The sequence below is a fragment of the Sphingomonas sp. CARO-RG-8B-R24-01 genome (assembly GCF_022662295.1).
In the GTDB taxonomy this organism is placed as follows: domain Bacteria; phylum Pseudomonadota; class Alphaproteobacteria; order Sphingomonadales; family Sphingomonadaceae; genus Sphingomonas.
The window spans coordinates 21,430-47,094 of sequence record NZ_JAKNQI010000010.1 but is presented as its reverse complement, the minus strand read 5'-3'; the positions used below and the strand labels follow the sequence as shown (position 1 = coordinate 47,094).

Genomic DNA, 25,665 nt, shown 5'->3' with positions numbered 1-25,665 from the left:
AGCCACTCGTATTGTGAGGACTTCCGCTCATCGGGCGACGGTGTGGGTGTCGTTGGCAAGCCCGACGTGATTGTCCGCCTTCTCGCGTTGATGATGACCGCGATGTGGGCGACTCTGCCCGGTCGCGCCATGGCGGTCGATCCGGTACATACCATCAGCCAGTATGGCCATCGAGTCTGGCGAATAGGCGATGCCGGACTTGAGACTTCGCCGAAGGGCATCGCACAAACGCCCGATGGTCAAATCTGGGTCGGGACCACCGACGGCCTCTATAGATTCGACGGCAAGCAGTTCACCCGTTGGACGCCGACACCGAGCTCGCAGGTCGTCTTGCACGATGTGGTGAACTTGTTTGCAGCCCGCAACGGTGATCTTTACATCGGGTCGCAACACGGTCTTTATAGGATTCACGCGGGAAATATCTTCAAATATCCAAATGTTGTGACCGAGCCCGGTCCGTTCACGGAGGACCGGAACGGGACGGTCTGGCTAGGAAAGATTGGGCATCACAGCGACTCGAGTGCGTTCTGCTCGATCGGGCGCACGACCCTGCAGTGTCACGGCACGCGAGATGGCGTTCCTTGCTGGAGTGACTACGGAATCGCGGTTGGCGAGGCATCCGAGATATGGGCGGGCGGCTACTCGGGCATCTGCCGCTGGAGACCCGGTAAGCCGACGCGGGTCTATCCTCTTGGGGGCGTCGGGGCGCCAGTCACGGCCATCACTTACGATGCGCGACGCGCGCTCTTCGCTGCAGTCGCATCTGGGAGCACAACGACCGGTCTCTGGTCGTTTGCGGGGAATGCTTGGAAGCACGTTGGAGGTCCCCTCCTGAACAGCGGGCATCTAAACATCTGGAAGCTGCTGACCGATCAACACGGCGCTCTCTGGGTCGGCACGCACGGGCAGGGCCTATACCGGCTCGCCGGCGAGCGCGTGGATCATTTCAACCGTCTAGATGGGCTGAGCGGCGACTCGTTGTCCGATCTCATGCAAGATCGGGAAGGATCGATCTGGGTTGTGACGCCGCGCGGCGTCGACCAGTTCTTCGACCTGCCGATCACCCGCTTTACCGCTCGCGAGGGTTTGTCGGGCGATGCGGTACGCTGGCTGACGCCGGCGCCCGACGGGTCGATCTTGGCCAGCAACGGCGCCGTCATCAACCGAATCTCCTCGACAGGCATGGTGTCGCGTTTCGTCGATACGCCGGGGGGTGATCGCGGAGGAACGGTCCTGGCCGATACGGCGGGGCGGGTCTGGTTCGGCGCCGATGCGAAGCTGATAATGTTCGATCGCAAACGGGGGCGTCGGGCCATCGACCAGGCGGACAAGATGGTGCGCGCCGTCTTCGACATGGCGGAAGATGCGCACCACAGTGTCTGGGCCGTCGTCCAAGACTGGAAGAACCCGCCTTGGGGGTGGCTCTGGCGCTTCGATCACGGCCGCCGCGTTCAGCGTGTCGTGTCGCCGGCGGAGACAGGTCACTACAGCATCTTTCGGGTTTCGTCAGACCTTGCGGGCGGGTTGTGGGTTCCGGTCTACCAGCGCGGTTTCTACAATGTGCACGATGGGATCTTCACCCGAATATCGAGCCTGGACGCCGTGGCTAGCAGGCCAGTTCTGCAGATTTTACCGGTGGCGCCGGGAGAGGCCTGGCTCGCGACGGAGAAAGGTCTGGCGTGGCTGAAGGATGGCCGTACCCGCGTCCTGACCGTCTCGAGCGGCCTGCCCTGCGACAGCCTCTATGGCGTTGCTTTCGACAAGGCCGGTGGTCTGTGGCTGACCACGCAATGCGACCTTGTAGAGATCCCGGCGGCGGAACTCGACCGCTGGCGACGGCAGCCGGGCTATCGGGTCCATGCCGCCCTGTTCGGCCCGGGCGCCGGCTATGTAGGCGACGAGACGTCCCGTCTAGTGCGGTCGGACGACGGGCAATTGTGGTTTGCCGGGGGCTTAGAAGCCTACAGGGTCGATCCGGAGCGCATGCCGGTGAACGATCTGCCTCCGCCGGTGCAGGTGCAAAGAGTTGCAGCGGATCAACGACCTTACGCCATCGCGGTTCGTACGGTCCTGCCGAAGCTGACGCACAACCTTGAGATCGACTATGCCGGACTCAGCTATCTCCAGCCGGACCTGCTGAACTTCCGTTATCGGTTGTTCGGCCACGACCGGGATTGGAACGATGTCGGCAACCGTCGTGCAGCCTTCTATAACGACTTGGCGCCTGGCTCATACCGCTTCCAGGTCACCGCCTGTAACAAGGACGGCGTTTGCAACAAGCGAGGTGCCTCCATCATCTTGGTCATACCGCCGGCTTGGTGGCAGACCTGGTGGTTCACGATGCTTTGGATCCTGGCGGCTATTGCTCTTGTCGTTGCGGCTGTGCGCTGGAGGCTGACCGCCTATGCCGAGCTTACACGAATTCGGTTTGACGATCGTCTGGAGGAGCGGACTCGCGTCGCGCGCGATCTTCACGACACCCTGATGCAGTCCGTGTTGGCCAGCAGACTGCTAGCTGAGGGCGGCAAGATGATCGACACCGTTCCCGAGGGGCGGGCGGCGTTTACCCGCCTGTCCGAGTGGCTGGGGCATGCCGCCGACGAAGGACGCGCAGCCGTAGATTCTCTGCGATCGTCGACGGTGGAGACCAACCGTCTGGCGGATGCCTTCGAGTTGGCCGCGCTTGAAGGGCAGATCGGCGGAACCCCGGCGTTTCACATCGACGTGACAGGCGAGTTACGCGCTCTTCACCCGATCGCCCGCGACGAGATACACCGGATCGGAGTCGAGGCGATCCGAAACGCGCGTGTCCACTCAGCCGCCAGCCATCTTCGTCTCACGCTCGATTACGCACACAATTTCACTATGCGCATCCGTGACGACGGGCACGGCGTTGACGAGGATGTGCTAAAGCGAGGCAAGGCGGGGCACTTCGGCCTGGTCGGAATGCGCGAGCGGGCCGAGCACATCAGAGGTAAACTTGTCATATCGAGCACGGCGAGTGGGACCGAAATCGCGCTCGTCGTCCCCGGCAACGTGGCGTATGCCGGTAAGCCGACGTTCTTTGAATCTTTCGGCCGACTTTGGCGCCAAGGCTTCAGGATGCCCACTCGAGCATTCGCGGCCGCCCGCGATAGCTAGCGAGAGGCAATTTCCTGCGCCATGCCCATGGATCGGTCCACAAACCGTGAGCACAGCACAATTGAATTGGTGAAGGTGGGGATCGGAACGGCACCGGAGCCACACGGCTCGGGTGCCGGCATCGCTGGTGATCCGATGGGGCGGCCTGCCCCGCTGCACCGACGCATTGCTGTATCGTGATGTTCCCGAGACGCCAAGTCTGGAACACCCGTTGCGCCCGCCTCGATCTGGCGACAAGCATTGCCAGGTCTATGCGCTGGCAAGGTGCTCGTCCGTCGCTCGCCGGTGCGCGCGACAGAGGTGGCCGTGCCGCCGCCATGCCGCGCGCTCGCCCTTTGGCCCTAGTGCAACACGTCGCCCGGCTAATGTCGGGGCGCGTGTCTGTCATCGTCGCAGAGATATGGCTCTAGCGGCTGGACCACATACCCTTTTGGGTGATTACGTAGCGTAGCTGAGCTTCTACCAGTATACTCGGCTTGGTTCCGAGCAGGAGGAAAGACGTGTCAGTTTCGGGCAGATCTGTCATCCGGGTGCTGGCCGTCGACGATCACCCGATGCTGCGCGAAGGCATTTCTGCGATCATTGATCATCAACCCGACATGCAGGTAATCGGCACAGCTGAGAACGGCAGGCAAGCGGTCGAGTTGTACAGTGCATTGCGCCCTGACGTGACATTGATGGACCTGCAGATGCCCGGCATGGACGGAGTCGAGGCAATTAGGACTATCAAAGCAAGTCATCCCAACGCGCGGATCATAGTTCTGACTACCTACGCAGGAGACCACCGTGCCGTCACTGCGCTTAAGGCAGGTGCCGCAGGCTATCTCCTCAAGAGCGCTCTACGCACGGAGTTGCTGGACACGATCCGGGAGATCCACGCCGGGCGTCGGCGTGTGCTGGCCGAGGTTGCCACCGAAATCGCTTTGTACTCCGATCACGAGCAGCTCAGCACGCGCGAGCTTGAGGTGCTGCGCCACGTTTCGCGGGGCCGCGCGAACAAGCGTATCGCAGTGGAGATGAACATTGTGGAAGACACGGTGAAGGCACATCTCAAGAACATTTTTGCCAAATTGGACGTAGTGGACCGGACGCAAGCGGTGACCGTGGCCGCGCGGCGCGGCATTATCGATCTCTGATCGTAGTGCGGTCTGGGTGCGTAAAATAGTACGTGATAGAACGCTCTTACGAGAGTTGGAACGGACGCCTTTGCGCGCTCGAGTCCTCGCCCTGAGGCTTGTTGCGGCGGCAGTGGTTCTGGGCCTATGGCCAGACCCGACGTCAGCTTCAGCTTTGCAAGCCCGACAGCATAATCTTGAGGCGCGGCCGGCCAACAGATTCAGTCCGACCGTGTTGTCTTTGCGCTGCTCACGCCCGGAAATCGACCAGGCCGCGCGGATCTTGATCCGGCCTGACACTCAGGGTTGCCCCGATCTCCGTAAACTAGGCGTTACGCAACAGAGCGCTTCGACGTCGCACCATCGGACTTACCTCATTAACTCACCAGCTGAACAACCCGCCGTTAACCTTGCGTCTTTGATGCAATCAGAGGGCTGCACCCGCGCGCGCCTTCGTCGGTCGGACTAGGTGTAATATGGTCAACATCAAGCCAGTTATAATAGTCCTGTTTCTCTTGTCTGTATTGATGATCGGGCAACTACTTTATGCCTTTCGTCTTAAGAGGGTTGCAGAACTGATTAAACAGCAGTTCGAACTGCGTTTTGATGAAAGGGAGCGTACCGCGCGCGAGCTTCAGGATAATCTCTTGCAGGGATTGCATGGTCTCGTGCTGCGCTTTCAGATCATAAAGGATCAGACGTCTTCGACACATAGGACTTCTGCGCTTATCGATGACGCCCTCGCGCGTGCCGACGCCATGCTGATCGAGGGACGGGAGCGGGTTCGCAATCTACGGCTCGGCGATGGTGACCTGCCGAGAATGTTGGAGCGGTTGGCCGACGATAGCTGCCTAGACGGAAAGATGAGGATCAAGCTTCTTGTGCCGAGCGTGCCGCGCGAACTCCGCGCCGGGATTGCCCACGAGCTTACCGAAATCGCTCGAGAAGCGATTTCAAATGCCTGCCGCCATGCTGATGCAAGTCGGATGCAGGTGTCGCTGATCTACGCGGCCAGCTACCTTCGTCTAGTAATTGAGGACAACGGCCGCGGCATCGACCCCGAAGCCCTCCGGCAAGAGCATCATGGGGTAGCCGGGATGCATGAACGCGCAACAAAACTCCAAGGAGACCTTACGATTCAGTCTCGGATCGGTTTGGGCACGATCCTGAGTATTGCTGTGCCGGCGCGAGACGCCTTTGCCAATGGGGCAGCATCATCTGACTGCGCCTCCCTGTAGCGCACACTACCCCTCGCCTGATCTAAACCGGGGGCATTGCCTAAAAGGGTAACCGATAGACCCCTCACCCGTGGCTGCCCGCTTTCGAACCGTGCGCCCATCATTACTGCATGAAGATCATTCTCCTCGACTATCCCTCAGGCGCATCGGGCGTGGCGCTCATGCTGATGCGCCTCTCTTTATCCGGGCTGCTTGCCTTCATCTCCGCTTACTGCGGCGCTCTTTCCCCCGGAGGTTCCATCCTGGTCGCCGTCTTGGCGTGCCTACTTGCCGGAGGGTTTTTCACCCGCCTCGCGGCATCGCTGTTCGCCATCGCGGGCCTGCTTTCGATCGCTCTCCGGGTCGTTTCGCCTTTCTATGCTCCACTCGCGGTCGAGGGCATCGCTCTCGCGCTTCTCGGCCCCGGAGCGTGGTCGATCGATGCTTGGACACTGCAGAGCGGCCTTGTGACGCTCCGTGATCGGTCGCCCCATGGCCGGTGACTCCACCCTTTCTCACATCGGGCCGGTCACTGCGGTGATGCCGACGAACAAGGACGCGAACGCAATGTTTGAGGAAAATGGCACAGCTCTCCTCGTGACGGAGATCCACCACCGGGTGATGAACAGTTTTCAAGTCATTTCCGCACTTGCGCACCGTTGCAGCCGCGTCCGTGAGATCAACGATCTACCGCCCATCCTGGACGATCTCGCCGACAGGCTGGCGGCGTTTGCGGCCGTCCATCGTCAACTCGCAATGCCGCCATCCGGCTGCTTCGCCGACCATTGCTCGACCCTGGGGATGAATCTCGTCGCTGCATTCGGTCGATCCGACACGATCCATGTGGGTATGGACGCCATCGACCTGCCGGAAAGGTGGCTCTCCCAAGTAGCACTTATCGTCGCCGAGCTGCTGACGAACTGCTTGAAGCACAGCCTAAGATCGACTGCATCCGGATCGATCCGTCTGGATCTGCACGTCTCTCATGGTCAGCTCGTCATCGAGGCACAGGACAGTGCGGCCGGCCCTATCTCAAAGCGTCCCCCCGAACCATCGCGGGTCGTTTCCGCCCTCTCTGCGAGCCTGGGAGGAGATGCGTGCATCGTCGACCGTCAGGGCTACTGCGCGCAAGTCACTCTTCCTCTCACAGGGCACGAAGGGCGCGCCATCGGTCGGCCACACGACGCCGATCCCGCACAACTTTCTTCAATAATGGACCGGACCGTCTCCAAAGCATTGGCAATGGAGGCACTCGATGTGCGCCATTGAAACAGGCAGTGGTCAGATCAGGCGGCATCCGCCGAGCTCGCCGAGTACGGATAACGCCGGCGCTGCATCGGCCCATTATGAAGGCCTCGGCCATCCTTTCCGCGCGCGCCAGCATGCCTGTTCGCACCGGCAGATCGCTGCCGCGCAGGTCGGCTGCACTTCACAAGCCTTGTACCCCCCCTGCGGTCCTTCTCTCGCATCAAAGGAGCCTGAAATCATGATTGCCACCAACGTCGCGAGCAGGTCGTCCGAGCGGAGCCGGGAGCATCAGCCTCCAACAGCCGATCCCGCAGTCGCGGGCCGCCGAAGGTCAACGGGATCCGCTTCCTTCACGTCGTCAAATGGGACGGAGGACCGGTGGGGCGTGATGATGGTGGCGTCGCGCGACGGCGACGATCAAGCATATGATATGCTGCTGCGCGAACTGACGTCATGGCTCCAGCGATATTTCCGGCGCCGCCTGACGCCAAGCGCATCCGACGACGCCACGCAGGAGGTCCTGCTGGCGGTCCACAATCGCCGGTACACCTATGAGGTGAAGGCAGCGTTTCTCCCGTGGGTCGCGACGATCGCTCGGCACAAATGGATGGATTGCCTTCGCCGGCAGTATCGCGAAACGGAACTCGACCCTGACGCCGTCTTTCTAGTTGAGGATCATGGCGCCGCAATCCGCAGCCGGATCGTTCTGGGAGATCTGATCGAGCGTTTGCGTCCGGCGCAAGCTGAGGTGGTTCGGCTCGTCAAAATTGAAGGGGCGTCGATACTGGAAGCGGCAGCGGTGACGGGACAGTCACCGTCGCTCGTGAAGGTCAATATTCACCGCGCCCTGAAGAAGCTGTCCGGGATCGTCGCCGGTCCGGACATGTTGGTTGAGTGTCGGTAGCGGCTCGAAGGCCCTCGTGCAGTCCCAAGGTTTGCAGGCTGAGCGCATCGCGGGTCGTCCCAAGGCGGCAGCAACGCAGGACCGCAGCGCGGATGCGTGCCGTTTCGTCCAGCGCGCGTGCGAATGCGTCCAAATGCGCGGTTTTTCCCAACAAAGGCTGGCGTGCGGTCAGCCGAACGGAATACTCGGTCTCCTACGCTGGGGTTGTACGATGAACTACTCGCCCGCTGCCTTACAGGTCGATGCGGCTGCCGCTCCTATCTTTGGGATGGACGGGCACGCTTGCCCGACGGACGCGCGACGCTACGTAACTGAGGTTCGAGCGAGAACCGCCGAGATCAGGCTGGACGGCTCCACCAGTAGCGGCGCCAGCGGCCCGTGTATCTTCACGGGCGGTGGTCGCACCAACATAGCCGAAGGGGCATCAGCACCCAACGGCTTGGGTGCCTTGACCGTTGCGGCGCCCTACGGGCCGTTCGTTCGAGATGCGGCAAGGGCGACACACGGAAAAGGTCTCGTGGTATTAAATTCCCGAGCGATTGCTCCCGTGCAGGCAAGGCTACGGATCCCGTGACGCCAGGCCAAAGTGTCGTCTGCATACTGTTTAACGGCCGCCACATGCCGCGTCGATCGACGACCCGTGGTTTGGCTCCTGCGCTCCAGATATGGACAAGAGTCAGCGGTTTAGATGGGTGTGAATAACGGGGGAGGATTAGCATCCGCGCTTCGTGTCGCGTTGCCCCTGCTCGCTCTGATGCGTCGTCTCGTCTTAGTGATGGTCGCGGCGGCCGCCCTGCCCGGTGCCGCGTCGGCGGTCGATCCTGCGCGAGCCATCACGCAATATGGGCATCGGGTGTGGCGGGTTGGCGACGCGGGCCTCGACCATGAGCCGCTGAGCCTGGCGCAAACGACTGACGGGGTCCTCTGGGTCGGAACAACGAACGGCCTGTCTCGCTTTGACGGCAAACAATTCCTGCGATGGCAAAGGGTCAGTTGGGCACCGGTCGCCGCTGGCTTTGTCGGCCATCTTCTTGCAGCCCGAAACGGAGACTTGTTTGCGGGATCGCTTGTCGGTCTCTCGAGAGTCTCCCACAACGAGTACTACACCTATCGAGGGTCTCTGAACGAAGCGGGCCCGTTCACCGAGGACAGCGCCGGCAGGGTGTGGCTCGCGCATTTGGGAGATCGGCGCGAGGCCCGCATATGCTCGATCGGGCGCACAAGGTTGCACTGTTACTCTCCGAACGCTGGCTATCACTGCTCCGGGGGCGAAAGCATCGCTGCCGGAGGAGGTGAACTTTGGGTGGGTGGACCTTTCGGCATCTGCCGCTGGAGTCCGGGGCGGCAGAGCCGCATTTACTCACTTGGCGGTGCGGGAGCGTCGGTCACGCAGATCATCTACGGTGCTGACCATTCGCTATGGGCGAGCGTGCGATCCGGCAGTCCAGAAACCGGCCTCTGGCACTTCGAGGCCGGCACGTGGAAGCGGTTCCGCGTACCCGGTTTCGACAGCACACGCCTGGATATATGGAGCCTTCTAGAGGATCGGCGCGGTTCACTCTGGATCGGCACCCTTGCTCACGGCGTGTATCGGCTGAGCGGCGGTCGCGTCGAGCATTTCGACCACCTCGACGGCCTGAGCAGTGACTCCGTCAGCTACATCTTCGAGGACAAGGAAGGATCAATTTGGATTTCCACGGCGCGTGGACTCGATCAGCTATTCGACCTGCCAATCACCCGCTTCACGGCCCGCGAGGGATTACGTGATGGGCTTCATGTAATTAGTCCAGCACCCGATGGGTCCGTTTTCGTTGCTGGCATGAAGTCCATTGAGCGGGTCGCTAGAAATGGGCAGACATCTTTGGTCACCACTTACGCCGAAGCAGGTACGCCGAATAACCTCCTTGCCGACAGTCGTGGGCGGATTTGGGTCGGCACGACGACGAAGCTTCTGCTGTTTGATCGCAGAAGGCCCCGTCGGGTCACCGATGTGACCGGCAGTTCATCAAAGACGATCTGGGCTCTCGCAGAGGATAAACTGCATCATGTTTGGACAGTCGGTACTGACATAGCTGCGCCATATACGAGCCGCCTCTGGCGCAACGATCCGGGCGGACGAGATCAAAAGATTAAATCGCCAGCGAAGACGGGGCCTGGCTTCTATCGGATCGCGTCCGATCTGGCGGGTGGTCTTTGGGTTCTCGTCTGGAAACAAGGCTTCTTTCATTATGACGGGAGCAGCTTCAAACGCATTCCGAGCCTTGATGCCGAGACGCGTAAAATAGGCGAGCAGATTGTGCCGGTCGCACCCGGAGAGGCATGGGTTACATCGCTGCGGGGGGCGGCATGGCTCAAGGATGGCCGAACGCGCGTCTTGAACGCCGATGGCGGACTGCCATGTGACGAAGCCGTCGGCGCGGCGCTCGATGCTTCGGGTGATCTCTGGCTCACGATGCAATGCGATCTGGTTGAAGTACCGGCGTCGGAGCTTGCCAGATGGCAACGGCAGCCAGGCTACCGCGTCCAGGTCGTAGCGTTCGGTCCCGCCCAAGGGTATTCCGGCGACGAGGGGTCTGATCTGGTGCGATCGGCGAACGGGGCACTGTGGTTCACCGGGGGCTCTGAGGTTTACGAGATTGATCCGGGGCACATTCCGGTTAACAGCTTGCCGCCGTTAGTACAGATACAAGGTCTGACAGCGGACCAGCGGGACTTCACCGCGATCCACCAAGCTGTGTTGCCAGAACTGACGCGTAATGTAGAAATCGACTATGTTGCTCTCAGTTATATTCAACCGGACCTGCTGAAATTCCGTTATCGACTGTTCGGGCACGAACGGGAATGGACCGATGCTGGTAATCGGCGGCAAGCCTTCTACAATGATCTGCCGCCTGGCTCCTACCGCTTCCAGGTTACCGCTTGCAACAAGGATGGCGTCTGCAACCAGCGGGGCGCCTCGATCACTCTGGTGATCCCGCCGGCCTGGTGGCAGACGTGGTGGTTCAGAACATTGTGTGTCGCGATCATGCTGGGCCTGATCGCAGCAGCGGCTCGCTGGAGACTGAACGCCTACGCGAAATCCATGCGCATTCGCTTCGACGATCGGCTGGAAGAGCGCACCCGCGTGGCGCGAGACCTGCACGATACGCTCATGCAAACCGTGCTGGCCAGCAAGCTCCTCGCGGAGGGCGGGCAGATGATCAACACTGTGCCCGAAGGGCGTGCTGTGCTCACCCGTCTTTCACAGTGGCTTGGAAGCGCTGCCGACGAGGGCCGCGCTGCGGTAAAATCCCTTCGCTCCTCCGTCGTCGAAACCAACCATCTTGCCGGTGCTTTTGAAGTGGCTGCCCTCGAGGGTTGGACCGACCGCGAGCCGAAAACGCACATCAGTGTCACAGGCGAGTTGCGCGAACTTCACCCGATCGTGCGGGACGAGATTCACCGGATCGGCGTCGAGGCGATTCGTAACGCCCGCGCTCACTCTGGCGCGAGCCATATCCGTGTTGCAATCGATTATGATCATAGCTTGACCCTGCGCATTCGCGACGACGGCCATGGCATGGATGACGATGTCCTAAGAGTTGGAAAGGCCGGCCATTTCGGCTTACCAGGCATGCGAGAGCGCGCCGAGCACATCGGGGCAAAGCTGACAGTCTCGAGCTCGGCAACTGGGACCGAGCTCTCGCTTGTCGTCCCTGGCAAGGCAGTGTTCGTCGGTCGGCCGGGGCCAGTCAGGTCGTTTGTTCAGTTCTGGTTGCGACGTTTCGAACGGCCCGCTCAAGCTTCTGCGGAAGTCGGGTCCTAGCTGTAGCCCCCTGCCCCGCCGATGCCTTCGCCCGCTTGTCTCGATATCGCGAGCGGCGGGTATCGCTCACGGACCTGATCTTCTTTGAAGCCCCTGAACCCGCATAGGACAGTGCCGCAATGGTTGGTCGGCAACGCGTGTTTGCCGACTGACGGCTGATTGATGGCTTCCGATGCAAGGGCAAGTTTGCAGCGATGCCGCAGCTTCAGCGCAGCTTCTCGATCCCGGCCGCCCCGTGAGGCGGCCTTTGGGGCGGCGTTTCTCGTCCGGTCGGGCGTGGGAGCCTAAGCGCCGTCGAGTCTTAACGCGAAAGTGGGCTGTTCCGTCTCTCTGCGGTGCACATGCGTCCAAAGGTGCGTCTTGGCCTGGGAAAACGCTGGCGCCCAGCCGAGGCGAGTGAAAAGCTAAAGATCGCTATGATGACCACAACATCGAATTACCTGCTTGCCGTTATGGAGTTGAATGTTGGGGCGTTTGCGCACCGCTGGGTCGCTTCCGACACCTGCCTGATAACCTTGCTGATGTTCGCGAGGCGGAGCAGGCGCGGGCACCGTGGCAGCTTCGATGTAGGCTCGCCTCGTCCCGCTCCCTCGTCCCCGTTTTGCCCAGACGGCGATCGCACATTGGCCGGACGCCGCGCCGCACCGCGATCAGCGATCGATGGTCATCGCTCCTGCAGCACGACGAGCATCGGCAGTCGGCCATGGCGTGACCGTTAAAGGAGGATCGAGAGCTTCGCTGCGAAGTACATTTCTACCAGGTGTTCTGCTGCGTCTGTGCGCCCTCTTCATGATCGCGGCGCTGGCCGCTCGGCCCAGCATCGCCTGGGCGGTCGATCCAGCGCACACCATTACACAATATGGCCATCGCACGTGGCGCGTTGGCGAAGCAGGCCTAGAACGTGAACCTTCGAGCATCGCACAAACGACCGATGGTCAAATCTGGGTCGGGACCGCAGACGGTCTGTATAGGTTCGACGGCAAGCAATTCCGACGCTGGGAGCCCGAACAAGGGACTGCTGCCAAATTCGGTTTGATAGAGGAACTGTTCGGCGCGAGCGACGGCAACCTTTATGTCGGTTCGAGGAACGGGCTCTTCCGAATCTCGCATGGCGCATACTTCAAGTATGCAATGCCGATGAACCTTCCCGGTCCTTTCGCGGAAGATGCAGAAGGCCGGGTCTGGGTCGGGAAGTTGGGGAGTAGCCGCGACTTAACCATATGCTCTATCGGGCATGCGAACCTCCGATGTTACGGTCCGCGCGACGGGATTCCCTGTTCCGAGAATTGGGGAATAGCCGTTGGCGATGGCCCAGACATATGGGCCGGAGGACATCTGGGCATCTGTCGCTGGACGCCCGGTCGCAAAAGTCGTGTCTATCCCATAGGCAGCGCCAACGCACCAGTTACAGGTCTCTCTTATGATGCGCACCACACGCTTTGGGCCAGCGTTGCAGCTGGGAGTACGTCATCAGGTCTCTGGAACTTCCGGGGCGAGACTTGGAAGCGGTTCAGCGCTCCGGGTTTTGATGCCCGCCGTCTGAATATCTGGAGCCTTAGCGTAGATCGACATGGGTCTGTGTGGCTTGGAACATATGATCGCGGTCTCTATCGGATAGTCAACGGTCATGTGGATCGATTCAGCCATCTTGAGGGCCTCAGTAGCGACACCGTGAACTACATCGCCGAGGATCGAGAAGGATCGGTCTGGGTGGTAACGGCCCGCGGAATCGATCAGTTCTTCGACTTGCCGATCACCCCCTTCACCGTCCGGGAAGGCTTGTCGAGTGACGGAGTTACCTGGGTCACGCCGGCCCCGGACGGCGGCATCTTCACGAACGGCGGGTCGTCGATCGACAAGATCTCGGGAAACGGAACGGTTTCCCTGTTCGCCAGGGTGGCGGGAGATGGAAGTCGCGGGACGATCTTTACTGACAGCACCGGGCGCATCTGGTTCACGACCTCCGCAAAGCTGCTGACGTTCAGCGGCAAGCAGGGTCGCCTTCCTGTTGCCCGATCCGATCCGGCACCCCATGGCGTTTCGGAGATTGCCGAAGATACCTTGCACCGTGTCTGGATTGCCGGCCAGGACGAACAAAGCCCCCCCCGTAGCTGGCTCTGGCGTTTCGACCCTGATGGGGAAGTGCGGCGTATAATGTCGCCGGCCGGCAAGGGGCGCGGGATGATCGTTCGGACCGCCTCCGATCTGACGGGCGGATTGTGGGTCGCGATTCCCAAATACGGCTTCTACCGTCTGCGCGACGGCGTTTTCAAACGGATCGCCAGCTTGGACAGGGAAGCGCGCGGACCAATCCTGCAAATCCTGCCGGTTGCGCCAGGGGAGGCGTGGCTCGCGACGGCGCAGGGCGCGGCATGGCTGAACGACGGCCGGACACGTGTCCTCGATGTGGGGAACGGGCTACCGTGCGACGACCTTTATGGCGTAGCAGCCGACAGGCCCGGTGACCTCTGGCTTACGACGCAGTGCGGTCTTGTCGAGGTGCCGGCGGGTGAGCTGATCCGCTGGCAGCACCAACCCGGTTACCGCGTCCGGGTAAGGACCTACGGTCCCGCCTCAGGCTATTTCGGTAACGAGGCGTCGTATTTAGTACGATCGAACGACGGCAAGCTATGGTTTGCCGATGGCGGCGCCGCTTACGAGGTCGATCCAGGCGGTATACCAGTCAACCAGATCGCACCACCGGTGCAGATACAGCGCATCGGTGCGGACCAGCGTATGTTCGCCATCGCGGCGCAGATCACGTTGCCCAAACTGACACGCAACCTCGAGATCGACTATGCCGGCCTAAGCTACCTACAGCCAGACCTACTGGACTACCGCTACCGCCTATTCGGCCACGAATTGGAGTGGACTGACGTCGGCAACCGACGTCAAGCCTTCTACAACGACCTGCCGCCGGGCACCTACCGCTTCCAGGTCACCGCCTGCAACAAGGACGGCGTGTGCAACCAACGAGGCGCCTCCGTCACCCTAGTGGTCCCACCGGCCTGGTGGCAGACGTGGTGGTTCAGAACGCTCGGTGTCGTAATAATGCTGGGGCTGATCGCGGCAGCGGTGCGATGGAGGCTGAACGCCTACGCGAAATTGATGCGCCTCCGTTTCGACGACCGGCTGGAGGAGCGTACGCGCGTTGCCCGAGACCTGCACGATACGCTGATGCAAACCGTGCTGGCCAGCAAGCTCCTAGCAGAGGGCGGGCAGACGTTCAGCACAATTCCCGAAGGGCGTGCTGTGCTCACGCGCCTGTCCGAGTGGCTTGGGAGCGCTGCCGACGAGGGCCGCGCTGCGGTGCGATCCCTTCGCTCCTCCACCGTCGAGGCCAATCATCTGGCGGACGCCTTCGAATTGGCCGCCCTCGAGGGTCGGACCGATCGGGAGCCGGAAACGCACGTCGATGTCACCGGCGCAGTGCGCGAACTTCATCCGATCGTGCGCGACGAGATCCACCGGATCGGCGTCGAGGCGATCCGCAACGCCCGCGCCCACTCCGGGGCCAGTCACATCCACGTCGCAGTCGATTATGCCGGTAGCTTGACCCTGCGCATTCGCGACGATGGGCATGGCATGAACGACGAAGTGCTAAGAGCCGGCAAAGCTGACCATTTCGGTTTGATAGGCATGCGCGAGCGCGCCGAGCACATCGAGGCGAAGCTGACGATTTCGAGCTCGGCAATGGGAACCGAGATTATCCTGGTCGTCCCTGGCAAAGCCGCATTCGTCGGCCGGTCTGGACCAGTCAGGTCGTTTATTCGGCTCTGGTTGCGGCGTTCCGAAGGACCTGCTCAAGCTTCTGCGGAGGTCGGTTCCTAGCTGTTGGACCTGACATTACCCCCTGCCCACCAATGCTTTGCCCGCTTGTCTCGAATGCGCGATCGGCGGGTATCACTCACATACCGGACGAGCATCGCGGTGGCTCAAGGCGGGTGTGCTGGCGACGATCCTTGCCGTCTCGCCCGCGACAGCTCGTCCGTCAGCGCTCGAGCCCGCAGGCTGATCGACTTTCTGCTTACGCTCTTTGTTCTAGGCTATGCGCGGACCTGTGAGCGTGCGCATAGCCATGATGGCCGCCGCCGCGCCAGCAAGGACCGCCAGATAAGCAGGAACGGCGTGGGGAGAGAGCGCGGGAATGGCCTCCAGCAGCAGAACGCCGTTCCCACCGGGGATGAGAGTGCCGCCGAAACCCATGATCGTACCACCAACCAATCGCCGCGGGAGCGAACTCGAAGCAATACGTGGTCTAAACTCCCGCGAGCTCACGGCCGCCGCGATCGCGCCTGCCAGCGCTGCGCTTGAGATCAGAAACGAAATCGGCAGGCTTAGTGCCGCTGTGCTTTCAGGGACAGAAGCCCGCTGCAGCAACAGCGTGAAAGACCAATTGCCGGTAAGAGCGTAAAGGGCACCTCCGGTGGTGCCGATTAGAATTGCGGAATATTCGGGCGGCCAATGGCCGGCGTCCGGGCAGGTCCAGCGGGTCAGTGCCTCACGCGCGCAGAAGAGCACCGACACGAGCAGCACGGCTATACCGATCGGACTTGGACTGGCGAGTAATGTCGGTCCCAGTTGCCGCCCAGGGTCATCCGGTAAGATCCAGTGGCCGGCACCGATACCGATCGCGATGCCGACGAGCGTCAAAGCGAAGCTGAAATCGCCCGCTCCGAGGCGCGTCAGTGTGCCGAAGGCGCAGCCCCCGTTTATCGCAGCCCCGGCCCCAAAAAGGATCCCGCCGAACAGGGTCGCGCTGGCGATCGCGTAGGTCGCGCTGAAATGAGCAGACGGCACCAGCCAAAAAATCGCGACCGTCACGACGATCGACCAGATACTCGTTCGCGAAGAGGCCAGAAGCAGCCGCGCCGAGCGCCGGTCGAGCAGCTGCTCAATCCCGGTGACAAGGCACAGACCACCGCGCTGTGCCCCGTAACCTATGGCAAAGGCCAGTCCCATCGCAAGCGCCACCGGCACCATCACGCCAAGACGGGCGAGGTGGGAGCTGCGGCAGCCATGCGGGACATGCTGACACGCGAAGGGGCGCGATCGCTCGTAAACCTTTGATCCGCCACCGTCGCACGCAACGCTTCGGACCGACAGGGCCGGCGAACCGTCAATCTGTAGCGGGAAACCGTAGTGCGTATGGCAGCCAATCCGGCATTTCGCATGGTCCGGCTCCCAACCTATCCCCTTCTCACTCGCTCAGCGGCGGAGATGGGTTACGGCGCCGTGCAGCGGCCGTTGTCGGAAAATGGGACGGCCTCGCTCGGTCGCGCTTCGCCCCGCCGACAACCTCGCCGGGCGCTGTTCTTTGGCCTTTGAACCACTTCGTTGTGACGAAGTTTGTGCCTCTTGAGCAGGGCAAGGCAGTTTAACGACAGACGGAGTGTAACCTCGTTCTCGGCTCCCCCGAATAGATCGATGTGCCGCGCGCGACGGGTGTTCGATCCCGGGTACTGTCGGGCCGACAAAAACGAGGAGCCGATGGAGCGGGGCAGGATAGCGTCAGCGAACCAGCAGCCCGCTGACGGGCTCCATGCCGTGCAAAACGTACGCACCACGCAAACGGCACCGCCAGACAGTGCTCGACAGCCTCAGCCCCAAATCTGTTTAATTACCGGAGGGGGCAAGCAGTTCGCACATCAAGAATGGAGAAAGAGTAATGGTCGCCTACACCAAGTCGGATGAAGCCGTCGCGTCGCTGACGCCCGAACAGTTTCGTGTCACGCAGAAGAGCGGCACCGAGCGCCCCGGAACCGGTGCTCTCCTACACAACAAAAAAGCTGGCATTTACGTCGACGTCGTGTCGGGTGAGCCGCTCTTCGCGTCCTCGGACAAGTATGAGTCCAATAGTGGATGGCCAAGCTTCACCAAGCCCATTGAGTCCGCAAACGTCGCGGAATTGCGCGACTCGACTCACGGGATGACCCGCACGGAGGTGCGCTCTAAGCATGGCGACAGTCATTTGGGCCACGTGTTCCCTGACGGTCCTCGCGATCGTGGCGGTCTGCGTTACTGCATCAATTCGGCCTCGCTGCGCTTCGTATCTCGCGAAGACATGGAGGAGCAGGGTTATGGTGACTATCTGCCGCAGGTCCAAGACGTGCCTTGATGCCTAGATACGCGACGCGAACTGCAGACCGCTCTGGCACCAACCCGGCAGGGCGTGACTTCGCAACCGAGCAATCCGGGAGTGCGTGCCGACTCAGCGGATCACCCGGGCCGCGAGGCCGGGGCCGCTGCACAATGATGCAGCGGCCCCGGCACGGGCTAGCGCCTCCATTCATGGCGGCAGCCTGTCGGGAATCGGCGTATGGCGCCGTCTGATAGGGTGACACCAACCTCGCGGCCCGGCGGGGTCGAGGCCTGAAAGACCGCAACCAGTGTGTACCGTCTGCCATGTTATTCCGGCGTACTGCCGCACCTCGTGCGCACAGCCTGAACGCGCGACGATGTGCAAATATGACAGCATCGCGCTGTGGTTCTGGGGCCTAGACCGCGGAGGCGTCGCCATGCGTGAGATCGATGACGGGCTTTCACTCTCCGACGCTAGGACGCCCTTGAGGTGTCAGAACGGACATCAAGGTGATGAGGTATAATGTTTAGTCGCCGCGACGTACTCGCCGCGTCAGGCGCTCTCGTTTTCGAGTCCCAGGCGGGTCTGACCGCCCGCCTCCCCGGGATGGTCACACCCAAGAGCGTTACGCCCACGGTCCTCGCCACGGGAGGCGACTTCCCCGGAACGCCAGGTCGCCCTTATTTCGGCCGGATGCTGCTTTCCCTGTTAGCTAAACCTGATCCGACGATCTGCTATATAGGAGACGCTGGCGGTGACTGGCCAGAAGACCTGGCGTCCTTCAAGCAGGACATGTCGTCGTTACCGTTCAGGATCGTATCTTTCGACATATTCAAGCCGGCGACCTTGAACTTCTTAGACTTTCTGATGGGAGTCGACGCGGTCTTCGTCGGCGGCGGATCGACACGTAATCTTATGGCGCTCTGGAAGGAATGGGGTTTCGACAAGGCGCTCGTCGAAGCCTGGAAGGCGGGCGTGGTCATGTCGGGGGCGAGTGCGGGTGCCCTGTGCTGGTACGAGACGGGTCTGACGGACAGCTACCGGCCGACGCTCAGCTCAGTGGGCGGTCTGGGCATCCTATCTGGATCGGCCGACGTTCATCACGAAGTCAGGCCCGACCGCGCCGTTAAGTTCCGTGAAATGATCGCCGACGGCTCACTCAAGAGCCCAGGTCTCGCCCTCGACGAGACGGTGGCTGCCGTCTATCGCGGCACAAGGTTGACCGAGCTGGTTTCCGTCACGAAAGAGGGGAAGGCCTCACTGGTCGTCAAAACCCCTTCAGGCTATAACGAACGGCAGCTTCCCGTCCGGTATCTTGGCTGAACGGCGCAGATCCTGGTTTCGCTGGCGCCTCCCACTCAGGAAGGTGATCTTCAGCTCGAATTGGAGCATTCTCGTGGAGGCAGTTGATTAGCTGGTCGATCGATCTGTGCGGCAGCTAGATTCGCCGCAAAGTCCGATATCCTCGACGCTGGCGATCATTGGGCCGAAGGCGAGCCAGCGCCAGAAGCTTGGTAAGCGATCGATATCTGAGATATGCGACCGCAGGCCGCCTGGCACTTAACTCTCGCGGTAGCGAGAACCATAAAGCGGAGCCGCTCGCTCTTTTCTGAGTGCGCGGAGATCGTTGCATATGAGCTCGGTCAATCCGGCCTAGCCCAGGCCGCGCCCACGTTCATGACGGAAGGGTGCCGCGCGCCCTGCAAACCGCTGACGCCCAAGCGGCGGCGGCGACGCCGTGACGCGTCGCCGCCTCTGCCTTTCTTTCGCGGTTTACAGCTCGCTGCCGCCGGTCAGGCGAAGACCGAAGATGGCTTGGCCGCGACGAGAGCTTCCCCTGCGGTCCAGAGCGCTGCGCCGAGCAACGTCAGATCTTTGAGCAGGAAGCCGGCATTGACCGAGGTCGGTTGCAGGCCCGGCGTCGTGAACAGGAAGCTTAGGGTGTTCAGGAGCGCGAACGCAGCAAGCATGCTGCCGGCTGCCGACAGCCACGGAAAGGGCCGGCGCAGGGCAATGAGCACGGCTGTGACCACCTCCACAGAACCGACAAGCGCAGAGCCTGTTCTCGGTCCCAGCGCGGGATTGAGCCAGAAGAAGGCCAGGCTGTGCTGGGTCAGAGGCGCAATGGCAGCGGCCTCTTCGGCTGTGAACTTAAAGAGGCCGTAGCCCAAAAAAATTAGCACCAGGCTGTACTGAACCGCCCCGGGTCTGCCGGAGGCCTTTGGTTGTGAGTCATGCTGCCATATCGATGTTGTCCGCGGCAGCATAATATTGATCTTCGGCTTCGGCAGGCGGGATGTTGCCGATGGGCTCCAGCAGCCGACGATGGTTGAACCAGTCGACCCATTCGAGGGTGGCGTACTCGACAGCTTCGAAGCTGCGCCAGGGTCCGCGCCGGTGGATCACCTCGGCTTTGTACAGGCCGTTGATCGTCTCGGCCAAAGCGTTGTCGTAGCTGTCGCCGACACTGCCGACCGACGGCTCGATGCCGGCCTCGGCGAGGCGCTCGGTGTACTTGATAGACAGGTATTGCGATCCGCGGTCGCTATGATGGACTAGGCCGCCCCGATGGGTCGGACGGCGATCATGGAGCGCCTGTTCGAGCGCATCCAGGACGAAGCTGGCGTGCGCCGTCCTGCTGGCGCGCCAGCCTACAATCCGTCTGGCGTAGGTATCGATGACGAAGGCGACGTAGACGAACCCCGCCCACGTCGCGACATAGGTGAAGTCCGACACCCAAAGCCTATTCGGCGCTGGCGCGAAGAACTGGCGATTGACGTGATCGCGCGGGCACGGCGCCGCCTTGTCGCTGATGGTCGTACGCACCGGCTTGCCGCGGATCACGCCTGCCAAGCCCATCTCATGCATCAGTCGTTCGACGGTGCAACGGGCGATTGCAAAGCCCTCCCGCATCATCTGCCGCCATACTTTCCGCACGCCATAGACCGCGAAGTTCTCCGCGAACACGCGAGCGATCTCGGGCTTGAGGATCAGATCCTCACGCGCCCGTGCCGACAGACGCGATGGATCCTGTCGCTGCGCGACGTGCTCGTAATAGGTGGATGGGGCGATCGGCAGGACACGGCAGATCGGCTCGACCCCATAGGCATCGCGGTGATCGTCAATGAAAGCGATCATCGCCGGAACGGGCGGTCGAGCTCCGCCTGCGCAAAATATGCCGATGCCTTGCGCAATATCTCGTTGGCTTGCCGCAGTTCACGGACCTCGCGCTCCAGCGCCTTCACCTTGTCGGCCACCTCGGTCGGGACACCGCCACGCTTGCCGCTGTCGACTTCGGCCTTCTTCACCCACTCATGCAGCGTCTGCGGAACGCAGCCGATCTTCTCGGCAATCGATACCACGGTCGCCCATCTGGACGGGTGATCACGCTCGTGATCGAAAACCATCCGTACCGCGCCCGCTCGCGGATTTCGGGCGCAAACTTGTTCGTCGTCTTGCTCGTCATCGCTCCACCTTCTCAGGAGTTGGAGCCTCCGACAAACCCGGGGCGGTTCAGTACCGCAGGATCACGGCGCCTGTTTGCGACAACCGCCGCCGCCAGGTCTCGACATCGACCATGACACGTCTCCTCGCTGCAATTATGTGCGGCGTCGCCGGCCGGCGACGCCCGAGCGGTGGCGGCGACGCCGTGACGCGTCGCCGCCTCTGCTTCAGTTCACCCGGTAGACCACCGGGCAGTTGATGATGATGCCGACCGGCTTCGGCGGCCCGCCTGCGATGCTCTCGATGAGGCCCCGCGCCCCGGCGTCTTCGATCTGGATGGCGTCGGTCATTTTTGTGCGATAGCCCTTCGCGATCGAGGCGTCCGTCCACTTGACCGGGAACAGGCGCCACATCGGGCTGTAATCCAGGTTGATGGTCGGGATGCCTCCCAGCACATTCAGCGGGCCGTGGCTGCCGGCGTCCGACAGCGCGCTGTTCACACCCTGTCGGAACGGATTGTCGATCCCGGTGGGCCCGTTGGCGAAGGCGTAGATCCGCTCGGCGGCTTCGCCGACCGAGGCGTCCTCGAGGGCGAACGGCAGGCTCTTGAGCGCGGGCGTGTAGGTCGCGCCCTCGAGCGCCGCGATGGTCATGTCGTTTGCCTCGGTCGACAGATAGAATATCGGCTTGCCGAAGGTGTAGCCGAGCGTGAGCTTGAGCGTGACGGTGCCATCGCGCGGGCAGATCTTGACCACCTTGTCCTCGACCAGCTTATTGTCGACGTCGCCGTCGCACATCTGATTGAGCGTCGCTTCCGAAGTGTTGAACGAGACCATCGGCATGTTGAAGATCGCGTTTCCGTCATCGAGGCGGACCATCGGCGAATAGTTCGCGTCGCCGACCGACCCCGCCTGCGCCGCCTTCGGCGGGAAGGCATTGGGAGCCGCACCGGGCGTGACCGAGTGCTCGGGCGAGAAGTCGACTTTGCCGGACTCGAACACGATCGAGCCATCCTGCTCGATGTGCCCCTTGCGGAGGGCCTTGCCGGTTGGACCGTAGGCCATCTTGGGAGCGTAGTTCACGCCATAGAGCTTCGCCAGGCCCTCGTCGGTGACGTCCGTCAGAACCGACCAGACGGTCTGTCCCGACGCGAGGCGACCGCGTCGCAGGGGCAGCGTAACCGTGCCGTTCTCGAGATCGACGATGCCCGACTTCATCAGCAGCACGGGGCCCAGAAAAGCGGGATCGACCTCGGATGGCGACGGCTGCGCCGTGACCGTTGTCTGATCGGGGTAAATGGACTTCGGCGCCGGCCGGATTTCGGAGAGCGGCGGTCCTTCTTTGCCACGGTTCACGACAGTAGCCTGAGCGATGCCTGGCAAGCCGACCATGCCGGCGAGTGCAAGACAAAGAGACGAGCGGATATAGGGTGTCACAGGTCGCATAGCTAACTTCCTCTGGTGAAAAGGCTCTTGGGAAAGAGCGCGTTCGAACAACTGCGCTTCCCTGGCCCGATCACGTTCCGGAACCGTCGCAGAGGCGCTTCCATTGCTCGGTGGGCCCGGCGGATCGGTTACGAGATGAGCGACGAGGCACTCTCTTTTCTTTCACCCTGGAGAGTATCGTCGCAGGACGCGAAGACATTATCAGTAGGAGCCCACCTATCGGAGTCTGGTCAGTTAGATGGAAAGTAGATGTAACCGCTGCCGGTCACATCGCGAGACTGGAGATGAACGCTGACAGCGCATGGGGCGCGTCCTCATTGAGATTAACTGACGGAGACGACGATGCATCTGCGCGGCAAAAGGGTTTTGATCACCGGCGGGTCTAGCGGAATCGGTTTCGGAGTTGCGCGCGCACTGTTGCGCGCTGGCGCCCGCGTCGTCGTGACCGGGCGGCGCGCGGACCGGCTCGATGCTGCAGTCGATGCGCTGCGGCCGGACGGTGACGTCACCGCAGTGGTTGCCGATGTCGGAACGGACGACGGCCGCAAGCGGACGCTTGCGAACGCGATTGATGCTCTTGGCGGGCTCGACATCCTCGTGAACAATGCCGGCGGGGTTCGTGCCGGCCGTCTGGAACAGGTCGAGGCGGATGATCTTCGGGCGATGCTCGAGATCGATCTGGTTGCCCCGATCCTGCTGACGCGCGATGCGATGCCGGCGCTACGCGCGAGCGGCGAGGCGATGATCGTCAACATCTCGTCGGTCATCGCGCTGGTCGGCATCCCCTTCTACGCAACCTATGCCGCCGCCAAGGCGGGTCTGGCGCAGTTCAGCGAGGCGCTCCGCCGCGAACTCAACGGCGAAGGCATCCACGTCCTGACCGTCTATCCGGCTGGCACGGACACGCCGATGATGCAGACCAATGAGGCCGGTGCCGACCTAGGGTTCGGGCGGGAGCCGGTGGAGGATGTAGCAGCCGCCATCGTCGCCGGCATTGCGGAGGACGCGCTGAGCGTCGTGCGCGGACAGGAAAGCCGCGCCGAGATGCTGCGGCTGAACCGCGACGACCCTGCGGCGGTCGACGCGCGCTTCTTTGGCATCAAACATGAGTTGGAAACCGCAGTGCGCGGCCACCGCGCACTGTGATCCGTGAACCCACAAACCAATTGAGGACACCATGACCGATCTCGTCCAGTGCACACATCTTCCCGCGATCACATCCAATAGCCGGGCAACAACCGTCGCCGATGCGCTGAACCGCGTCTTGGCGAATAGCTTCGCGCTCTACATAAAGACGAAGAACTTCCACTGGCACGTGTCTGGCCCGCATTTCCGGGATTATCACCTGATGCTGGATCAGCAGGCGGCACAGATCCTCGACGCAACCGACGCGATCGCGGAGCGGGTCCGGAAAACCGGAAACGCCACCCTGACCTCAGTCGGCGATATCGCCCGCCGGCAGACGATCGAGGACAACGACGCCGCCTTCCCGGCAGCGGCGGCGATGCTGGAGGAGCTACGCCACGACAACCTGCTGCTCGTCGCGGAGCTGCGCCAAGCGAAGGCGCTCGCGGACGAAGCCGGCGACAATGGCAGCAGCGGGCTGATCGATGGCTGGACCGATCTGGCCGAGGAGCGCGCCTGGTTCTTGCACGAGACCAGCCGCCGCCCCTAATTTTTGTGCCCGCGCCCGCGTACGGCGGGCGCGGGCAACCAGTTCTATTGGCTTGTTTCAGGCGCGAGGTCGGTCAGCACCGATGAGCCCCTTACCAGCATGAGATCGACCGGGCAGCGGTCGGCGATTGCGGCAATCTTCGCCCGCTGATCGTCGTCGAGCGTGCCGAAAAGCGAGATCGTGCGCTTGAAGATATCCGGCGGCATCGCCTCGCGGTCGCGCTCATGCGTGACGACGACGCGAGCGCGCTCCAGCGGGTACCCCTTGCGGCGGGCATAAAGCAGCATCGTCATCACCGAACAGGCGGCGAGGCCGGCGGAGACGAGCTCGAAAGGGCCGAGGCCCGTGCCGGATCCTCCCATTGCCTCCGGCTCGTCGCTAACGAGCGAGTGCGCGCCGCTATGCACGGAGAGCTGGAGCGGCCCCCGCCCTGTATTCTCGGCGACTACGCCTACGGTCGGCTCGGTCGGGCGAGCAGGCTCCTCGGTTGCGGGAAAGTAGCGTTGCGCCCAGGCAGCGATCATCGCGGCTGCATAGTCCGCGTCCCGACTCCTGGTCAGCAGGTGATCGGCACCATCAAGGGAGACGAAGCTCTTGGGGTGCTTCGCAGCCTGATAAATGCCCGCTGCGTTCTCAATGCCGACCGATGGGTCGAGCGGGGCGTGCAGGACAAGTAGCGGACGGCGCAGGTGCGACACCGCTTCCTCGAGCCTTTCTGCTTTCACGCTTTCGACGAAGCTTCGTCGGACGACGAACGGGCGGCCACCGATCAGCACCTCCGCCTCGCCCTTCTCCAGTATCGCCTCAAGGCCGGCGGGATCGAACTGATGCAAAACGTGGTCGACGCTCGCCGGCGCCGCAATCGTCGCCACCGCCCGGATCTGGGGTAGCTGACTTGCGGCCATCAGCACGGCTGCGCCGCCGAGGCTGTGGCCGACTAATAACGACGGCTCCATGCCCGTTGCCGCCATCGCGGCGGCAGCCGCAGCGATGTCCATAACATCGGCGGCAAAGCCACCCTCGGCGAACGCCCCACCGCTTCGCCCCAGGCCCGCGAAGTCGAAGCGGAGGGTCCCGATGCCCGCACGGGCGAGCGCCCGGCTGATCCGCGCCGCGGCCAGGCTACTCTTGGTGCAGGTAAAACAGTGTGCGAAGATGGCCCAGCCGTGCGCGACGCCTTCGGGTTGCTCGACCAAGCCAGCGAGCATGGTGCCAGAGGCGCCCGCGAAGCGGAACTCCCCGCGCGTCGTCACGACGCGGCCCTGGCGAAAGATGGCAACGCTACCTCGTGCCAATCGATCGACAAGCCGGCCTCCGCCTGCTGTGCGCGGACACGGATCAGATGACGCTCGACGACCGCGCGTGCGGCGCAGATATCCCCCGGCGCCTTGCCGACGAGCCGCAGACTGAGGCTTTGCTCGTCCGCCGTCATGGCGAGCTTTAGATGCCAAAGATTGACTTCGGCCCGCAGAGCGTCGCTGCGAGCCGGATAGGTATGCTTCCATAGGCTGACGAGACCAGCCAAGTAGTCGCCGGCATGCGGGGTGAATACGCGCGCTTCCAATTCCATGTAATGCTCCCTTTCCTAT

17 protein-coding genes, 1 pseudogene and 1 other annotated feature are annotated in these 25,665 nt (G+C 62.2%); of the genes and pseudogenes, 12 read left to right on the top strand and 6 right to left on the bottom strand.

Features of this window, described 5'->3' with window-relative positions:
* The first annotated feature begins 90 nt into the window (after positions 1–90).
* From L8G49_RS17810 to L8G49_RS21125, 8 genes are all read left to right on the top strand, one after another.
* The gene (locus L8G49_RS17810; protein WP_242187077.1) at positions 91–3,141 is read left to right on the top strand and encodes a sensor histidine kinase; all 3,051 of its coding nucleotides are present in this window, start codon (positions 91–93) and stop codon (positions 3,139–3,141) included.
* A gap of 500 nt (positions 3,142–3,641) precedes the next feature.
* Complete coding sequence (locus L8G49_RS17805; RefSeq protein ID WP_242187075.1) at positions 3,642–4,277, top strand: response regulator transcription factor; 636 nt, start codon at positions 3,642–3,644, stop codon at positions 4,275–4,277.
* Between the two features lie 455 nt (positions 4,278–4,732).
* Positions 4,733–5,494 (top strand): ATP-binding protein, encoded by a 762-nt coding sequence (locus L8G49_RS17800; protein WP_242187073.1) that lies wholly within the window; start codon positions 4,733–4,735, stop codon positions 5,492–5,494.
* Between the two features lie 110 nt (positions 5,495–5,604).
* Positions 5,605–5,976 (top strand): hypothetical protein, encoded by a 372-nt coding sequence (locus L8G49_RS17795; protein ID WP_242187072.1) that lies wholly within the window; start codon positions 5,605–5,607, stop codon positions 5,974–5,976.
* Positions 5,951–6,742, top strand: coding sequence for a histidine kinase dimerization/phosphoacceptor domain -containing protein (locus tag L8G49_RS17790; protein ID WP_242187071.1), 792 nt, complete (start codon positions 5,951–5,953; stop codon positions 6,740–6,742). Before L8G49_RS17795 ends, L8G49_RS17790 begins: the two co-directional genes overlap by 26 nt.
* 217 nt (positions 6,743–6,959) lie before the next feature.
* Entirely contained in the window at positions 6,960–7,625 is a 666-nt protein-coding gene (locus tag L8G49_RS17785; RefSeq protein WP_242187070.1) for a sigma-70 family RNA polymerase sigma factor, read from the top strand.
* 754 nt (positions 7,626–8,379) lie between these two features.
* Positions 8,380–11,430 (top strand): sensor histidine kinase, encoded by a 3,051-nt coding sequence (locus L8G49_RS17780; RefSeq protein WP_242187069.1) that lies wholly within the window; start codon positions 8,380–8,382, stop codon positions 11,428–11,430.
* 1,671 nt (positions 11,431–13,101) lie between these two features.
* Entirely contained in the window at positions 13,102–15,261 is a 2,160-nt protein-coding gene (locus L8G49_RS21125; protein WP_242187068.1) for a sensor histidine kinase, read from the top strand.
* A 210-nt stretch (positions 15,262–15,471) separates the two neighbouring features.
* On the opposite strand, the gene L8G49_RS17770 is transcribed toward L8G49_RS21125, so the two are convergent.
* The gene (locus tag L8G49_RS17770; RefSeq protein WP_242187241.1) at positions 15,472–16,413 is read right to left on the bottom strand and encodes a YeeE/YedE thiosulfate transporter family protein; all 942 of its coding nucleotides are present in this window, start codon (positions 16,411–16,413) and stop codon (positions 15,472–15,474) included.
* 685 nt (positions 16,414–17,098) lie between these two features.
* Here L8G49_RS17770 and msrB point away from each other — a divergent pair.
* A complete protein-coding gene (msrB, locus tag L8G49_RS17765) occupies positions 17,099–17,548 on the top strand; it encodes a peptide-methionine (R)-S-oxide reductase MsrB (protein ID WP_242187067.1) in 450 nt (149 codons plus the stop codon).
* Between the two features lie 486 nt (positions 17,549–18,034).
* On the top strand, positions 18,035–18,835 hold the full coding sequence (locus L8G49_RS17760) for a Type 1 glutamine amidotransferase-like domain-containing protein (protein ID WP_242187066.1): 801 nt from the start codon (positions 18,035–18,037) through the stop codon (positions 18,833–18,835).
* A 470-nt stretch (positions 18,836–19,305) separates the two neighbouring features.
* Here the strand turns inward: L8G49_RS17760 and L8G49_RS17755 are convergent, their stop codons facing one another.
* From L8G49_RS17755 to L8G49_RS17745, 3 genes and pseudogenes are all read right to left on the bottom strand, one after another.
* Positions 19,306–19,779: a DUF417 family protein gene (locus L8G49_RS17755; protein ID WP_242187065.1), complete on the bottom strand. Its 474-nt coding sequence runs from the start codon at positions 19,777–19,779 to the stop codon at positions 19,306–19,308.
* Positions 19,745–20,978: pseudogene (locus L8G49_RS17750) on the bottom strand (IS3 family transposase). The gene L8G49_RS17755 and the pseudogene L8G49_RS17750 overlap by 35 nt, the downstream one beginning before the upstream one ends.
* Positions 20,576–20,692: a sequence feature (AL1L pseudoknot), on the bottom strand. Its footprint overlaps the pseudogene before it by 117 nt.
* A gap of 205 nt (positions 20,979–21,183) precedes the next feature.
* Complete coding sequence (locus L8G49_RS17745) at positions 21,184–22,392, bottom strand: hypothetical protein (RefSeq protein ID WP_242187064.1); 1,209 nt, start codon at positions 22,390–22,392, stop codon at positions 21,184–21,186.
* 351 nt (positions 22,393–22,743) lie between these two features.
* On the opposite strand from L8G49_RS17745, the gene L8G49_RS17740 reads away from it, so the two are divergent.
* Positions 22,744–23,547: an SDR family oxidoreductase gene (locus L8G49_RS17740; RefSeq protein WP_242187063.1), complete on the top strand. Its 804-nt coding sequence runs from the start codon at positions 22,744–22,746 to the stop codon at positions 23,545–23,547.
* Positions 23,548–23,578: 31 nt separating this feature from the next.
* Entirely contained in the window at positions 23,579–24,076 is a 498-nt protein-coding gene (locus L8G49_RS17735; protein ID WP_242187062.1) for a DNA starvation/stationary phase protection protein, read from the top strand.
* 44 nt (positions 24,077–24,120) lie between these two features.
* Here L8G49_RS17735 and L8G49_RS17730 read toward each other — a convergent pair whose 3' ends face one another.
* On the bottom strand, positions 24,121–25,329 hold the full coding sequence (locus L8G49_RS17730; protein ID WP_242187061.1) for a bifunctional alpha/beta hydrolase/OsmC family protein: 1,209 nt from the start codon (positions 25,327–25,329) through the stop codon (positions 24,121–24,123).
* Positions 25,326–25,646 (bottom strand): DUF2218 domain-containing protein, encoded by a 321-nt coding sequence (locus L8G49_RS17725; protein ID WP_242187060.1) that lies wholly within the window; start codon positions 25,644–25,646, stop codon positions 25,326–25,328. Before L8G49_RS17725 ends, L8G49_RS17730 begins: the two co-directional genes overlap by 4 nt.
* Between the last annotated feature and the right edge of the window lie 19 nt (positions 25,647–25,665).